The sequence below is a fragment of the Paraburkholderia sp. PGU19 genome, assembly GCF_013426915.1.
Taxonomy (GTDB): Bacteria; Pseudomonadota; Gammaproteobacteria; order Burkholderiales; family Burkholderiaceae; genus Paraburkholderia.
This window is the reverse complement of record NZ_AP023179.1, coordinates 2,162,891-2,176,507: the sequence shown is the minus strand read 5'-3', so window position 1 is coordinate 2,176,507 and position 13,617 is coordinate 2,162,891. Positions and strand designations below refer to the sequence as shown.

At 63.8% G+C, this 13,617-nt stretch carries 15 protein-coding genes, 1 tRNA gene and 2 pseudogenes; 9 read left to right on the top strand and 9 right to left on the bottom strand.

The window, feature by feature from the left end; all coding sequences use genetic code 11:
* Positions 1 to 353 precede the first annotated feature (353 nt).
* The 3 genes and pseudogenes from H1204_RS09975 (at position 354) to lepB (ending at position 3,051) form a co-directional block, all read left to right on the top strand.
* Positions 354 to 1,063 (top strand): annotated as a pseudogene (locus H1204_RS09975) (FCD domain-containing protein).
* A 149-nt stretch (positions 1,064 to 1,212) separates the two neighbouring features.
* Positions 1,213 to 2,217: a Gfo/Idh/MocA family oxidoreductase gene (locus H1204_RS09970; RefSeq protein ID WP_180730924.1), complete on the top strand. Its 1,005-nt coding sequence runs from the start codon at positions 1,213 to 1,215 to the stop codon at positions 2,215 to 2,217.
* A gap of 145 nt (positions 2,218 to 2,362) precedes the next feature.
* Positions 2,363 to 3,051: pseudogene (gene lepB / locus H1204_RS09965) on the top strand (signal peptidase I).
* Positions 3,052 to 3,092: 41 nt separating this feature from the next.
* Here the strand turns inward: lepB and H1204_RS09960 are convergent.
* The 5 genes from H1204_RS09960 to H1204_RS09940 all read right to left on the bottom strand — a co-directional run bounded on the left by H1204_RS09960 (position 3,093) and on the right by H1204_RS09940 (position 6,827).
* Positions 3,093 to 4,127: a quinone-dependent dihydroorotate dehydrogenase gene (locus H1204_RS09960; protein ID WP_180728168.1), complete on the bottom strand. Its 1,035-nt coding sequence runs from the start codon at positions 4,125 to 4,127 to the stop codon at positions 3,093 to 3,095.
* A 34-nt stretch (positions 4,128 to 4,161) separates the two neighbouring features.
* The gene (locus H1204_RS09955) at positions 4,162 to 5,097 is read right to left on the bottom strand and encodes an arginyltransferase (protein ID WP_180728167.1); all 936 of its coding nucleotides are present in this window, start codon (positions 5,095 to 5,097) and stop codon (positions 4,162 to 4,164) included.
* 135 nt (positions 5,098 to 5,232) lie between these two features.
* Positions 5,233 to 5,970 (bottom strand): leucyl/phenylalanyl-tRNA--protein transferase, encoded by a 738-nt coding sequence (aat, locus tag H1204_RS09950; protein WP_180728166.1) that lies wholly within the window; start codon positions 5,968 to 5,970, stop codon positions 5,233 to 5,235.
* A 19-nt stretch (positions 5,971 to 5,989) separates the two neighbouring features.
* A complete protein-coding gene (locus H1204_RS09945) occupies positions 5,990 to 6,535 on the bottom strand; it encodes an NUDIX hydrolase (protein WP_180728165.1) in 546 nt (181 codons plus the stop codon).
* 215 nt (positions 6,536 to 6,750) lie between these two features.
* Positions 6,751 to 6,827, bottom strand: a tRNA-Met gene (locus H1204_RS09940).
* 257 nt (positions 6,828 to 7,084) lie between these two features.
* Here H1204_RS09940 and H1204_RS09935 point away from each other — a divergent pair.
* Together H1204_RS09935 and H1204_RS09930 are read left to right on the top strand one after the other, a co-directional pair.
* Positions 7,085 to 7,582, top strand: a complete 498-nt coding sequence (locus H1204_RS09935) for a heme-degrading domain-containing protein (protein WP_180728164.1) — start codon at positions 7,085 to 7,087, stop codon at positions 7,580 to 7,582.
* 3 nt (positions 7,583 to 7,585) lie between these two features.
* Positions 7,586 to 7,924, top strand: a complete 339-nt coding sequence (locus tag H1204_RS09930; protein WP_180728163.1) for a multidrug efflux SMR transporter — start codon at positions 7,586 to 7,588, stop codon at positions 7,922 to 7,924.
* Between the two features lie 43 nt (positions 7,925 to 7,967).
* On the opposite strand, the gene H1204_RS09925 is transcribed toward H1204_RS09930, so the two are convergent.
* Positions 7,968 to 8,321, bottom strand: a complete 354-nt coding sequence (locus H1204_RS09925; protein WP_180728162.1) for a hypothetical protein — start codon at positions 8,319 to 8,321, stop codon at positions 7,968 to 7,970.
* 150 nt (positions 8,322 to 8,471) lie between these two features.
* Positions 8,472 to 8,690, bottom strand: coding sequence for a hypothetical protein (locus H1204_RS09920; RefSeq protein ID WP_180728161.1), 219 nt, complete (start codon positions 8,688 to 8,690; stop codon positions 8,472 to 8,474).
* Between the two features lie 161 nt (positions 8,691 to 8,851).
* On the opposite strand from H1204_RS09920, the gene H1204_RS09915 reads away from it, so the two are divergent.
* Complete coding sequence (locus H1204_RS09915; protein WP_180728160.1) at positions 8,852 to 9,127, top strand: hypothetical protein; 276 nt, start codon at positions 8,852 to 8,854, stop codon at positions 9,125 to 9,127.
* 218 nt (positions 9,128 to 9,345) lie between these two features.
* A complete protein-coding gene (locus tag H1204_RS09910) occupies positions 9,346 to 9,633 on the top strand; it encodes a DUF1488 domain-containing protein (protein ID WP_007588040.1) in 288 nt (95 codons plus the stop codon).
* Between the two features lie 33 nt (positions 9,634 to 9,666).
* Here H1204_RS09910 and H1204_RS09905 read toward each other — a convergent pair whose 3' ends face one another.
* Complete coding sequence (locus H1204_RS09905; RefSeq protein ID WP_180728159.1) at positions 9,667 to 10,650, bottom strand: NAD-dependent epimerase/dehydratase family protein; 984 nt, start codon at positions 10,648 to 10,650, stop codon at positions 9,667 to 9,669.
* A 130-nt stretch (positions 10,651 to 10,780) separates the two neighbouring features.
* Here H1204_RS09905 and H1204_RS09900 point away from each other — a divergent pair, with 130 nt between their 5' ends.
* Positions 10,781 to 11,530: a TetR/AcrR family transcriptional regulator gene (locus H1204_RS09900; protein WP_180728158.1), complete on the top strand. Its 750-nt coding sequence runs from the start codon at positions 10,781 to 10,783 to the stop codon at positions 11,528 to 11,530.
* Between the two features lie 102 nt (positions 11,531 to 11,632).
* Positions 11,633 to 12,763, top strand: a complete 1,131-nt coding sequence (locus H1204_RS09895) for an enoyl-CoA hydratase/isomerase family protein (RefSeq protein WP_180728157.1) — start codon at positions 11,633 to 11,635, stop codon at positions 12,761 to 12,763.
* A gap of 24 nt (positions 12,764 to 12,787) precedes the next feature.
* On the opposite strand, the gene H1204_RS09890 is transcribed toward H1204_RS09895, so the two are convergent.
* Positions 12,788 to 13,207, bottom strand: coding sequence for a hypothetical protein (locus H1204_RS09890; RefSeq protein WP_007588029.1), 420 nt, complete (start codon positions 13,205 to 13,207; stop codon positions 12,788 to 12,790).
* Between the last annotated feature and the right edge of the window lie 410 nt (positions 13,208 to 13,617).

Here is a 13,617-nt window from a genome sequence, read left to right as displayed (position 1 = left end):
TGAGCGGACCGTATAAATCATACGGGTCATATGCACGTATAAGAATGCGGACTGCTAATTGATTCGATTGGTAACAAACGTAAAGAATGTAACCGTAAGCACTTGTCGGAACTATGTGTGCAGTACTTTCGATGCAATTTTCCCCCATTGCGCAGACTGTGCTTCCAGATTCGCTTCACGATGCGTTATACGAAAGAAACAATTGATCGGAGGGAATACCCTGTCGAGTAATTTCCCGACTGGCGCATCCAGATAAAGCAACGCAACGTATTGTTCACAAAATAAAAAATGAGACGAGGGCACGTGATCAACATTCATCGCAGGCGAGAAACGCCGCATCGGGGAGAAGGATGATGGAACAAACCAATAAAGAACGTTCCTTGGTTAGCAAGGTCATGGATGGTCTTGTGACCGGGATCGTCGAAGAGAAGTACGGTGCGGTGTTACCGCCGCAAGACGTATTGTCGAAGGAATTCGACGTCAGCCGCACGGTGATGCGCGAGGCGCTGTCGATGCTGCTCGCCCGTCACATGCTTGACGTGCGGCCCAAGATCGGCACGCGCATCAGGCCGATGCACGACTGGCGCATGATCGACGAGGACGTCGTGAACTGGCGCTTCCGTGCGAAGCCCGATCCGACGTTCTTGCGCGACGTGATCGAGTTCCGCGTGCTGATCGAACCGCGCGCCGCCGCACAGGCGGCCACGCGCGGCAACGCCACGGACATCGCCGCGATCCGCGATGCGTTCGAGGCTTTCCGCAACAGCCCGCCCGGCGAACCCGGCATCAGACTGCGGATGAAGCACTGCATACGCGCATCGTGATTGCGAGCGGCAACCAGTTCTTCCAGCAGATGGCGGCGATCATTCGCGGTGCGCTATCCGCGTTGAAGCCGCTCGTCGATCTGCCGCACAGCGCATGGGAAGAAACGGTGCGCTTGCACTCGCGGGTGGTCGAGGCGATCGAGCGGCACGATGCTAAGGAAGCGGAAAATGCGTCGATTGCGCTGATCGATTTCTCGATGAGCCGCCTGAGCGGCGCCATGCCGGACGCTGCGGCATAGCAGCAAAGGCAACGCAGGGCAGCACGAGTTTCAACAGGTTTCAACCGGCAGCACCCCAGGCCGTGCGAAGGCGAGTCCGACGAAGTGATACGCGACATCGGCGACAATGTCGGCTGTCACTCACTGGATGGACCCCTTTCTTGCGACCGATGAATAACGCAGCAATCCATCACCATTCCGGGCATCCCGCGACATTACGCTGGGGCATCGTTGGCACAGGCCGCATCGCCCATCGTTTCGCGCAAAGCCTCGCGCATGTTCCCGACACGCGGCTGACAGCAGTCTGGTCCCGCCGCCGCGCTCCCGCTGAAACGTTTGCGCAGCAGCATGGCGGTCAGGCCCTCGACAGCTTCGACGCACTCCTTCACAGCGGCATCGACGCGCTCTATATCGCGACGATGCAGGACAGCCACGCGCAGTACGCGACGGCCGCGCTCGAAGCCGGTATTCATGTGCTGTGCGAAAAACCCGCGACGGTCAACGCGGCGCAACTCGATCGCGTGATCGACAGCGCGCGCGCGTCGCAACGGCTCTTCATGGAAGCGATGAAGCCGCCGTTCTATCCGCTCTACAGAAAGCTGCGCGCCCATCTCGCGGACGATCCTGTCGGGGCGATCGGTCTCGTGCGAGCCGGCTGCTCGGTGCCGGGCGTGCCCGACGATCATCCGTCGCTGTCGCTCGAGCAGGCGGGTGGCGCGCTGCTCGATATCGGTATCTACGAGCTGTTTCTTGCCGTCGACTGGCTCGGTGCGCCGCTCGACGTGCAGACGCTGGGACGGCTCGGGCGGACGGGCGTCGATACGTTCGCGAGCCTCAACAGCCGCCACGAAAACGGCATTGCGCAGCTCTTTTGCGGGCTGGACCTGTTCGGCAAGGGCGATGCGTTCATCGCGGGCACGCTGGGTCACATCACGATTCACGAGAACTGGTGGAACCCGGCGCGTGCGACGGTGCGCTACGTGGATGGACGTGTCGTCGAGCTGGATGCGCCGTTCGAAGGCGGCGGCCTGAACTACGAGACCGCGCACTTCTGCGATCTGATTCGCAGCGGCGCGCTCGAAAGTCCCATCATTACGCACGCGAAGTCGCGCCAGATGATCGAAATGGCGGATGCGGCGCGCGCGGCACTGGGGCTCAGGTTTCCATGCGAGTGACGCTGCGCGTCGGGCGCGCGCAATGATAGGATCGTCGCGGCCGGTGCGGGTGCGGACGGGGGTGTTCGGCCCGGTTCACGCCTGAAAACCAGGCCCGCTGGTTTCGTTTCCCTTCCGTAAACAAGCTGTTTCGAGGAGCGCGATGATGCGCATGCTGGCCAGACTGTGGCGCGAGTACAAGAGTCTCGTCGGGTTTATCGTTCTGATGGTGCTGTTTCGCAGCGCGATCGCTGACTGGAACGTCGTGCCGAGCGGTTCGATGCTGCCGACCATCCGCGAGGGCGACCGCATTCTCGTCGACAAGATGGCTTACGACCTGCGCGTGCCGCTCACGCACATTGCGATCGCACATCTGCATGATCCGCAGCGCGGCGATATCGTGACGATCGATTCATCCGCCGCGCACGAACTGATCGTAAAGCGCCTGATCGGCCTGCCTGGCGATATCGTCGCGATGCGCGACAACGTGCTGTACGTGAACGGTGCGCGCGCGAGCTATCAGCCGCTTGCGCTCTCGCCGCTGCCCGGCGACGCCGCTTCACCCGGCGATTATCTGACTGAGCGCTTCGCGGGCGTCGCGCATGTCGTGCGGCTCTCGGAAGTCGCGCCGAGCCCGCGCCGCTCGTTCGACCCGTGACGGTGCCCGCGGGCGAATATCTGATGCTCGGCGACAATCGCGATGACAGCGCGGATTCGCGCTATTTCGGTTTCTTTCCGCGGGAAGAGCTGATGGGGCGCACGCGCCGCGTCGCGTTTTCGCTCGACCCGGATCACTTCTACAAGCCGCGCTTCGACCGGTTCGGCACGCGGCTCGATGCGGTGGCGACGCGTTGACAGCGCACCGCTAGCGGTGTTCGTTCGCGCCGCGGCTTCGCTCAGGACGGGCGTTTCGCAAGCGCTTGCGCGCACTCGGCGACGAGGGCAGGGCCGCGATAGATGAAGCCCGTGTAGAGCTGCACGAGCGATGCGCCCGCATCGAGCTTCGCCTGCGCGTCAGCACCCGAGAAAATCCCGCCCACGCCGATGATCGGTACCTCGCTACCGACTTCCACGCGCAGCTTGCGAATCACCTCATTCGATGCATCGAACACCGGGCGCCCCGACAGGCCGCCCGCTTCGTCGGCGTGCGGCAGACCCTGCACGGCAGTGCGCGAGAGCGTCGTGTTGGTCGCGATCACGCCTTCGAACCGCTGGCGCAGCAACGTATCGGCGATCGACTTGATCTGCTCGTCGTCGAGATCCGGCGCAATCTTCAGCGCGAGCGGCACGAGCTTGCCGTGCAGATCGGCAAGGCGCTGCTGCTTGTCCTTCAGCGCGGCGAGCAGCGCGTCGAGTTCGTCCGCGCCTTGCAACTGGCGCAGGTTCTTCGTGTTCGGCGACGAGATGTTGACGGTCACGTAGCTCGCGAACGGATAGACGCGCTCTAGGCAATACAGGTAGTCGTCGGCGGCGCGCTCGATCGGCGTGTCGGCGTTCTTGCCGATGTTCAGCCCGAGCGTGCCGCGATAGCGCGCGGCCTGCACGTTTTTCACGAACTGGTCGACGCCCGCGTTGTTGAAGCCCATCCGGTTGATCACGGCGTTCGCCTGCGGCAGGCGGAACATGCGCGGACGCGGATTGCCCGGCTGCGCGCGCGGCGTCACGGTGCCGACTTCGATGAAGCCGAAGCCGAGCGCGGCCAGCCCGTCGATGCATGCGCCATCCTTGTCGAGCCCTGCCGCAAGGCCGACGGGGTTCCTGAACGTCAGCCCCATCACGGTGCGCGGCGAGTCGGGCACGTGCGGCGCGAGCGCGCCCGCGAGTCCGGTGCGTCCGGCCGCGCCGAGCATGCGCAGGGTGAGATGGTGGGCGTCTTCCGCGTCCATGCGGAAGAGTTGGGCGCGTACGAGCGGATAGAGGGAACTGAACACGGCGGGGCGCCTGGCGGCTGAAAATGAGAACCCGCTATTTTAACGGTTCGGCGCAGCGGCTATCGACGTTTTGGTTTAGAAGCGCATCGCGACTCGCGGGCGGCCGCGAATCCGCTACGCCACGCGAGCAATCAGCCTCGTTCGCCGCGCATGCCGCGCACGCCCGCTTTCGCGGCATCGACGGGGAGAGATCCAGCGCGGTGGGGTCGAGCACCTTCCATGTGCCCTCGAAAAGCCCTTCGAGCGGCGTGAAATTGGCCTTGTAGGCCATCTTCGGGCTTTCGCGAATCCAGTAGCCGAGATACACGTGCGGCAGCTTGAGGCTGCGCGCCTGCTCGATTTGCCAGAGGATGTTGTAGGTGCCGAAGCTCGTGTGCGGCAGGTCGGGATCGAAGAACGTGTACACCGACGACAGCCCGTCGCCGAGGATATCGATCATGCTGACCATGCGCAGCGTGCCGGGCATGTCGGGATGGCCTGCATAGCCGGGATTGGCGGGCTCGCGGAATTCGACGAGGCGCGAATTGATCCGGCTTTGCAACAGGAACTGCTCGTACTGGTCGCGGCTGTCGCGGTCCATGCCGCCGCCCGCGTGGCGCGCCGACTGATAGCGCATGTAGAGCGCGTAGTGCTCTTCGTCGTAATGCAGCGGCGCGACGGTCGCGATCAGGTTGCCGTGCCGTTTCCACACGCGCCGCTGCGTGCGGTTCGGCGTGAAGCGTTCGACGGGCACGCGCACCGGCACGCACGCGCGGCAGCCGTCGCAGTATGGCCGGTACGTGAACACGCCCGAGCGGCGAAAGCCTGCGCGCACGAGTTCGGTATAGACGTCGGAGTTGATCAGATGGCTGGGCGTCGCAACTTGCGAGCGCGCGACGCGCCCTTCCAGATAACTGCAAGGGTATGGCGCTGTTGCATAGAATTGCAGCGCCGAAAGCGGTGAAAGCGGCAGCTCATTCGGGTGAGTCACGTTAGCAGCTCTCGAAGCGTTTCTGGATTTGCCAATCCGGCTCGCTGCTCAACGGTAGCTTGCAGCGTGCCCGGCGGACGCGTCCATGGCGATTGTCATCGTTCACGCGGCGTCGGCCCTCGACGACGCTGCGCATCACGCCGCCGGCGCAAAAAGATCGCGCACGACGGTCTTGTCGAACGACCAGGGGATCGGCGCTGCATCGACGTTCGCGCGCACATGCGCGACGAACGCCTTGCGCGTGATCTCGCGGCCGCCCAGCGACGCCAGATGCGACGTGTTCTGCTGGCAGTCTATCATTTCTATTTCGTGACGTCGCAAGTGGAAGACGAGCGCGGAGAGCGCGATTTTCGATGCATCGGTGACGTCCGCAAACATCGATTCGCCGAAGAACATTTTGCCGAACGACACACCATACAACCCGCCGACGCGCTTTCCCTCGTGCCACGTTTCGATGCTGTGCGCCTCGCCACGGCGGTGCAATGCCGTGTAGGCGTCGATCACGTCCGACGTGATCCAGGTGCCGCGCTGACCGTGACGCGGCGCGAGCGCGCAGGCGCGCATCACGGCGGGGAAATCGGCGTCGACGCGGATTTCCCACGCGTCGTCGCGCAGCACGCGCTTGAGCGTCTTTTTCAGCGAAGGCGAAATCTTGAACTCGCGTGGACGCAGGACCATGCGCGGGTCGGGTGTCCACCAGAGCACGGGCTGACCGTCCGAATACCACGGGAAAATGCCGCGCCGGTACGCGTCGATGAGTCTCGACGGCAACAGGTCCGCGCTTGCCGCGAGCAAGCCGGGCGCGCCGCTCGCTGCGGACAGCGCGCGTTCGACGGGCGGAAACGGATCGTCGGGGCCTAGCCAGGGAACCATGCGACAGCTGTCGTTGTGGTCAGCCGTCGCGCAGCGAGCGGAAGATGTCGCCCGTGTGCAGGCCGTAGTTGCCCGACGCGCGGTCGGTGAAGAAGAAGCGCAAGGTTTGCGCGACGGTCGGGAACGCGATGTCGCCCCATGGAATTTCGTGCTCTTCGAAGAGGCGTACTTCGAGGCTCTCTTCGCCTGCTTCGACGTCGAGATCGAGTAGCCGCGCGAGATAGAACAGATGCACCTGATGCACGTGCGGCACGTTCAGCAGCGTGTACAGGTTCTGCACTTCGACGCGCGCACCGGCTTCTTCCAGTGTTTCGCGCGCGGCGGCTTCTGAGGTGGTCTCGCCCATTTCCATGAAGCCTGCGGGCAGGGTCCAATAGCCGTAGCGCGGTTCGATCGCGCGCCGGCACAGCAGCACCTTGTCGTCCCATACGGGAACGGTGCCGACCACGTTGCGCGGATTCTGATAGTGCACGGTGCCGCAGCTCGCGCAGACGAAGCGCTCACGGTTGTCGCCGGGCGGAATGCTCAGGCTCACTGCGTGGCCGCAGACGGAACAGAATTTCATAGGAAGGGGATGGGAAACGGTGATGGGAGTGTATCACCGGGGCGGGCGTTCTCGATGACGCGCGCGGACCCATACAAGCACGCAGCGATCGTTGCGCGCGCGTGATGATTTCATGCTGAAGCGCGGGCTGAGCCGCAAAACAAAAAACCCGCCATTGGCGGGTTTGATGGTGCGACGGCTCTTGATGACACCTGGAACATATAACCAGTGAGTACTGGTTGCGGGGGTAGGATTTGAACCTACGACCTTCGGGTTATGAGCCCGACGAGCTGCCAGACTGCTCCACCCCGCGTCCGTCGAAGAAAAGATTATAGGGCAACCGCATGCTCAATGCAATCAGTTTTTAAGAATCGACATGAAAGTATGGAAAGCGACGGTGATCTGGCTTGCCGCGACAAGTGCGTCGAAGGCACATCGAATGCCTGTCGTTACTGTGAGAGCATGGCCACGTAGCGCACAACACGTGCGCTAGAATCCCCGTTCTTCGGCGCCGCGCGAGACTTCATCTCGCGTGCGGCACCGCGTTCATCAATGCTCTCTCGACACGCCATGGACATCGCTCACGATTTGCAGTCGATCGCTGCGCAGGAACACTCGCTTGTCTTCCCTCATTTCGATGCCGACACCGCGTGGCAACTCGGCGCGTATTTGCGAGAGGTCGCGAAAGCGCGCGGCCTCGCACTCGCCATCGATATCCGCACGTTCGGTCAGCCCATGTTCTTCTCGCTGCTGGAAGGCGCGACGCCGGATAACGTCAACTGGGCGCGCCGCAAGGGCAACACGGTCGCGCATTTCCGCCGCAGCTCGTATGCCATCGGGCTGAAGCTGCAACAGTCGAACGGCACGCTCGCCGACAAACACAGTCTTCCCGAAGCCGATTACGCATCGCATGGCGGCGCGTTTCCGCTGACCGTGAAGGGCGCGGGCGTAATCGGGTCGGTGACGGTGTCGGGACTGCCGCAACGCGCGGATCACGAACTCGTCGTCGAGGCGCTGTGCGCGCAACTCGGCCACGACTACAGCAAGCTCGCGCTTGCGAAGGCCTGAGGTATGCGCGTGCCGCCCTTTGCATTGCTCGGCATCGCCATCGTCGCCGAGGTGATCGCGACCTCGGCGCTGCGCGCGTCGGAAGGCTTCACGCGGCTCGTGCCCGCGCTCGTCGTGCTGCTCGGCTACAGCATCTCGTTTTACTGCCTGTCGCTGACGCTGAAGAGCCTGCCCGTCGGCATCGTGTATGCGATCTGGTCCGGCGTCGGGATCGTGCTGATCACGCTGGTTGCGATCGTGATGTATCGACAGGTGCCGGACCTTGCGGCCGTCGCGGGCCTGAGCCTGATCGTCGCGGGCGTCGTCGTGCTGAACCTGTTTTCGAAGATGCAGGCGCACTGACGCCGCGCGGCGCGCGGCGCGCGGCGCGTTTGCGCGCAGCGAATCACTTGCAGCGAACCACCATCGAACGGTTCTTCACGCTCGCCGACACGACGTTCGTGATGCTGCCGCCTGCGAGGCCGCCATCGTCGTTGTCTTTCGAAACGATGTCGTAACCCGTCGCGCCGCACGCCTTGCCCGCCAGCACGTAGCACGATGCCCAGCTCGAACTCGCATCCGCGCCGCTGCAGCTGACCGCGAAGCCGGTTTCGCCATTGGGCAGGTTGATCAGCTTCGTTTCGTTCGACGACGCGCAGGCGCCAAGGCTCGCAATCGCGAGTGCGGCAAGCGGCAGCGCCGCAGCACGGATCGCGTGGGAGACAAGAGAGTGGCGCGCGCGCCGTTCGATCGACTTCATTGTGTTTCCTTCCAGAAATAGGCTGTGATGCGAGCGCGGCGAGCGGCAGCCGCCAGCGTCGTCCGCCTGATGTGGGCGACGCGCTATCGCTGGCGTACCGCATAGCGGACATGACGCGGGCCATGGTGGCTCGACGAGAGGTCGGAGACCTCAGGCTTGCGGCCGGAGGCTCAAGTGTCCCGTTTCGGACAGATCGATGCGAATGTCCGCCTGCCCGACGAGGCGCCGGCTTTCGGCGCCCGTCGCCGCGTCCTCCCAGATGCTGATCGCCCTCGGAATGTCGATACCGTGACTTTCCGCGTAGGCGAACCACGCGTTGGCCGCGTCCGGTTCGGCGATCTCGCGCTCTCGAAGCAAATATTTTCCCATATCGTCGGTTCTCGTCCGGAAATTGCAGGCAGCGCGCCCGTGCGTGCGGGTTGGGAGGGCCGCGCAGAACTTATCGCGCGGCGGGCAGACTTACCGTGTATCGCACGTGGCGTGCCGCGTGCTGTCGATTCCATTGCAGCAACATCGAACGAGAGGCGAACATGGCAGAGCGCGTGAGCGGCCCTTATCGGGGCTATTACATCAGCGCATCGGCGCGGCTCGTGCCGCCGCATGAGCAGGCGCGGCGCGCGGGCGAGCGCGAAGGGCTGTATGTCGGAGCGGTCAGTCTGTCGGAGCGCGGGCCGGATGATCCGCACCTGATCGAAACGCTGATCGAAATCGGCGACGAGCATCGCTTCGAGTCGGAGGACGAAGCGCTGGTCTTCGTCGAGAAGGCGGGCCGCGCGTATGTCGACCGGCTGCTGGACGGCGAGTGATTCATGGCCTTACGCGCGCCCGTCGAGCACACGCATACGACGGGGCGGACGCGCCGCTGAAGCGGGCCCGGCGAAACGCGGCATACCCGATGCTGGACCGTCGCATGCCGCTACGAGTACCATTAAGCCCGCTGATTGGGCCAGTCGTCCGCATGCCGGTTCTCGCGCACCTGTGCGGCCACTCGCCTGGAACGCCGGATTTTCCCGATGAGGTCACCATGGAGATTCGTTTTCCCGCGGACGCGCCCGCCTACCGCGACTTCAATCTGACGCTGGTGTTTCCGGCGCTGGTCGACGGTGAACGGGTGCCGTGCGCGATTTCCGTCGAAGCGCTCGAAGATCATTTCGGCGCCGACGCGAACGACACCGACGCCTGGCGCCGCGCATTCGACGCGGGCCGCGAGCGTATCGAAGCCGTCGCGCGCGAACATCTGCTGATCAGCAATGGCACGCCCGTTCTGCTCAAGAGCGGTCACTTTCCGCCGGGCAATCTCGCGAGTACCTGAGCGCGCACATCATGAAGCTTGTGCAGGGCGGCGTTATGCCGCCTGCGCGCGAGCGGCCTCTTGCACCGCGCGCTGCGCAGCCGCCAGCGACTGCGCGATGCCCGCTTCATACGATGTCTTCGCTACCGGACCAATCAGTTTGGTCAGCGCCGAGTCGTCGAGCACGACGGGGTCCGTCAGCAGGTAATGCATTTCGACCATTTCGCGCAGCAGCGGGTTGAAGAGCCCCATGATGCGCAGCATCGTCTTGTTCGCCACCATCAGCTTCGGTTCTCGCTGCGCGAGCGCGTAGGCGCGTTCGGCGATTTCGCGCTGCGTGATGGTGCCGGCGCCCGCCAGATGCAGCACGCGACCGAATGCTTCAGGCGTGCGCGAAAGGCGTTCGATAACAGGCCCCACGTCAGGCATGAACACGAACTCATGCGGCACGTCGATCGGGCCGATCATCTGCGCCCGTGTGCCTTTCGCCGCGCCTTCGAATACGCCATGCAGGAAGCTGCGTTCGACGCCCGGACCGTAGAAGTCGGGCAAACGCAGCACGAGCGTTTCGAGCCCATCGTGGCCATGTGCGTCGATCACGAGATTTTCCTGCGCGAGCCGCATCTTGCCTTTGAACGTATGCGGCTCGCGCGGCTGCGACTCGGTGACGGGCGTACTGCGCGCGCGCCCATACGGATAAACGGTGCCGATCAGGATCAGGCGCTGCACACCGGCCGCGCGTAGTCCGTCGAGCGTCTTTTGCATGAGAACGGGATGCTGTTCGAACTGGTGATACGGCACGCCGACGAGATACACGGCCGTCTGCAAGCCGGCTGCCGCGGCGCCGATCGTGGCGGGATCGTCCGGATTCCACGTGACGACTTCCGCGAGAGGATCGTGACCGAACGACGCCTCTAGCGCTTGCCGCCCGCGTCCGATCACCCGATAACGCCGGCCCGCCACGCTGAGCGCGTGGGCGATGCTGCGTCCGGCGGCACCCGCCGCGCCGAACAGCCCGATCTGTGCTGCGTTTTCCATGACATCTCCCATCGACGGCGCTCGCGTTCTGTCAGTCGGAACTGAGCGCAAGAAATTTACTGAACACTGTTCACTTAACGATGTTCAGTTTAAATTGACTTTTCAGTTTGTCAACCGGAAAATCGGCGTCATGGGAATCGCCGAAAGAAAGACTCGTCAGAAACAGGAACTGCGCACGCGCATCCTCGACGCCGCGCGGCGCATCGTCATGCGTGAAGGATTTGGCGCGCTGTCGATGCGCAAGATCGCCGATGCGATCGAGTACTCGCCGGCCACGCTGTATCTGCACTTCGAAAGCCGCGATGCGATTGCACGCGCGCTGTGCGCGGAGGGCTACGCGCAACTGCTCGCCAGTTTCGAGCCGTTGACAGCCATCGCCGATGCCGCTGAACGGCTCAAGGCGATCGGTCGCGCGTATGTCGCGTTCGGTGTCGCGCATCCGGAAACGTACCGGCTGATCTTCATGGAAGATCCGTCGTACACGGGCGCGGCGCTCGTTGGCGACGGTACCCAAAATGACGGTGTTCACGAGGACCACGCAGACGACAAGGCGTTTCGTCTGATGCTCGAGTCGATCGACGCGCTCAAGGCCGAAGGCCGTCTGCCGGACACGTCCGATAGCCAGGTATGCGCCGAGGCGTTCTGGGCGACGATGCACGGCATCGTCGCATTGCATCTGACGTGCCCCGTGTTTCCGCGCGCGCCGCTCGACGCCGTGGTGGACGCAGCGCTCGTCGCGTGGTTCGGCGCGGGCGACGCGAATCCAGCGGCGAATAAGGACGAAGCGTCAGGCGAGGGCGCGACGCCCGCTCAGACGCAACACGCCGACAAGCCGTCAAAGGCGCGGCGTTCCGCATCATTGAAACCGAAAGCCGCATAAGGCCCGGCCGGCGCGTCGCCGCCTGCCGGTTTCACTGAAGAAGTCCGATACGCGTGCTACCGTTTGCGTCGCATGCCCATTCAACCGCTTCATGTCCACACCATGTCGATACCCGAATCGCCCCGCACCGCCGACGAGCTGAATACCTATGTCGCCAATCGCATTGGTTTCATCGAACTGAACCGGCCTAAGGCGCTCAACGCGCTGTCGCTGGACATGATGCGCGCGATGCATGCGGTACTCGACCAATGGCGCGAAGATCCCGACGTGCTGGCCGTCGTCGTGCGCAGCACGAGCGAGCGCGCGTTCTGCGCGGGCGGCGATATCCGATACCTGTATGAATCATTCCGCCGTGGCGACGGCGATGCCGTGGACACGTTCTTCATCGACGAATACCGGCTCGATCACGCCATCTTCACCTACACGAAGCCGTATATCGCGTTCATGAACGGCATCGTGATGGGCGGCGGCATGGGCATTTCGCAGGGCGCGCATCGCACGGGCGGTTTGCGTGTCGTGACGTCGACGACGCGCATGGCGATGCCGGAATCGCGCATCGGCCTGTTTCCCGATGTCGGCGCGGGCTGGTTTCTCGCGCGCACGCCGGGCGCGATCGGCCGCTACCTTGCTGTGACGGGCGAGACGATCGGCCCGGCCGACGCGCTCTACGCCGGTCTCGCCGACGCCTGGCTGCCCGATGAAGCGATTCCCTCGCTGATCGACCGCCTGAAGACGCAGTCATTCGAGCAGGGCGCCGACGTCGTCGCGGCCGTGCTGCTTGAAGCGCAATCGCACAAGATCGTGCCGACGCCCGACACGTCGCCGCTCGCCGACGCGCGCACGTCGATCGACCGGCATTTCGCGCTGCCGGACATCGTGCAGATCATCCAGTCGCTCGATCGCGAAGGCGATTGCAACTACGCCGATTGGGCCGAGCACACGGGCGCCGTGCTGCGCGAGCGGTCGCCGCTGTCGATGGCCGTTGCGCTGGAAGTGGTGACGCGCGCCGAAGGCACGATGGCCGAATGCCTGCGCCGGGATCTGGATCTGACGCGCTCGTCGTTCGAACGCGGCGATGCGCCGGAAGGCATCCGCGCCCGCATCATCGATAAAGACAACAAGCCGCAGTGGCGCTTTGCGCGTATCGAGGATGTGACGCGCGCGGATGTCGAGAAGATGTTCGACAGCCCGTGGCCCGCGAACGAGCATCCGCTGCGCGACCTGCAGGGCTAAACCAGAAGAAAGGAGCGGGCGGCCTCAGTCCTCGCTCGCCATGAAGGCGCGCATGAAAACGAGCGCGCCCCAGCCCCACATCGCATTCGACGCGAAGCCGAGCGCCAGGCGCGGCAACATGTTGCCCGTCGGCCAGATGCCGCGCAGGGGATCGACCACGAACACGCCCGCGGCCGTCAGCACGATGCCGCCGAACACGAACGCCTGAACCCATGGCGCCGGCCGCTCGGGCGATACGCGCAACAGCCACGCCATCAGCACGCCCCACACCGAACTCCAGATCGCGTTGGCGATGAATTCCGGCAGCCCGACGGGCACGAACGGCGCAGTCGAAAACCCTGTCGGGTCGATAAGGCCGGCGGCGTGCAGGAGCGCGAGCGTCGACTCATGAAAGAACAGCGACGCCAGAAAGCCGGACACGAACGGCAGGATGATTTTTTGCATGCTTGACAGCGACGGTCGCCGGGCGTCAATGACTTTGCGCAACGCCCGCGCAGGTTGATCGGAACGAGCGCCATTATATGGGTTGCGCGGCGCGGATCAGGTGCGCTGGCGGACAGTGCGGGTGTGCTGCGTATGCTGCAGCGTCAGGTAAAGCACGAAAGTGGAAAACCTAAGCTCAAAAAAATCGTTCAAAAGAAAGAACGCGGTCCATAGACTGTTTTCCCATGCAGGCGCCGCAGCACGTATGAAGCACGCATGAAGCGTGTGCGAGAAGCATGTGCGGGGCGAGCCGCTGCCCGACACGCATCGCGCACATTGGATGCCGCGTGCTGCGTGGGCCGATCACATCGATTCACTTGAGAGAAACCGTCGCGATGTCCCATCCGATGCCCATTCGCGCCTGCCCGGCT

Excerpts from the sequence above, each read along its gene's own strand:
- H1204_RS09970 (WP_180730924.1), top strand. The coding sequence starts at position 1,213 with ATGAATAACGCAGCAATCCATCACCATTCCGGGCATCCCGCGACATTA.
- aat (WP_180728166.1), bottom strand. The coding sequence starts at position 5,970 with ATGGTTCCCTGGCTAGGCCCCGACGATCCGTTTCCGCCCGTCGAACGC.
- H1204_RS09945 (WP_180728165.1), bottom strand. The coding sequence starts at position 6,535 with ATGAAATTCTGTTCCGTCTGCGGCCACGCAGTGAGCCTGAGCATTCCG.
- H1204_RS09935 (WP_180728164.1), top strand. The coding sequence starts at position 7,085 with ATGGACATCGCTCACGATTTGCAGTCGATCGCTGCGCAGGAACACTCG.
- H1204_RS09930 (WP_180728163.1), top strand. The coding sequence starts at position 7,586 with ATGCGCGTGCCGCCCTTTGCATTGCTCGGCATCGCCATCGTCGCCGAG.
- H1204_RS09925 (WP_180728162.1), bottom strand. The coding sequence starts at position 8,321 with ATGAAGTCGATCGAACGGCGCGCGCGCCACTCTCTTGTCTCCCACGCG.
- H1204_RS09920 (WP_180728161.1), bottom strand. The coding sequence starts at position 8,690 with ATGGGAAAATATTTGCTTCGAGAGCGCGAGATCGCCGAACCGGACGCG.
- H1204_RS09915 (WP_180728160.1), top strand. The coding sequence starts at position 8,852 with ATGGCAGAGCGCGTGAGCGGCCCTTATCGGGGCTATTACATCAGCGCA.
- H1204_RS09910 (WP_007588040.1), top strand. The coding sequence starts at position 9,346 with ATGGAGATTCGTTTTCCCGCGGACGCGCCCGCCTACCGCGACTTCAAT.
- H1204_RS09905 (WP_180728159.1), bottom strand. The coding sequence starts at position 10,650 with ATGGAAAACGCAGCACAGATCGGGCTGTTCGGCGCGGCGGGTGCCGCC.
- H1204_RS09900 (WP_180728158.1), top strand. The coding sequence starts at position 10,781 with ATGGGAATCGCCGAAAGAAAGACTCGTCAGAAACAGGAACTGCGCACG.
- H1204_RS09895 (WP_180728157.1), top strand. The coding sequence starts at position 11,633 with ATGTCGATACCCGAATCGCCCCGCACCGCCGACGAGCTGAATACCTAT.
- H1204_RS09890 (WP_007588029.1), bottom strand. The coding sequence starts at position 13,207 with ATGCAAAAAATCATCCTGCCGTTCGTGTCCGGCTTTCTGGCGTCGCTG.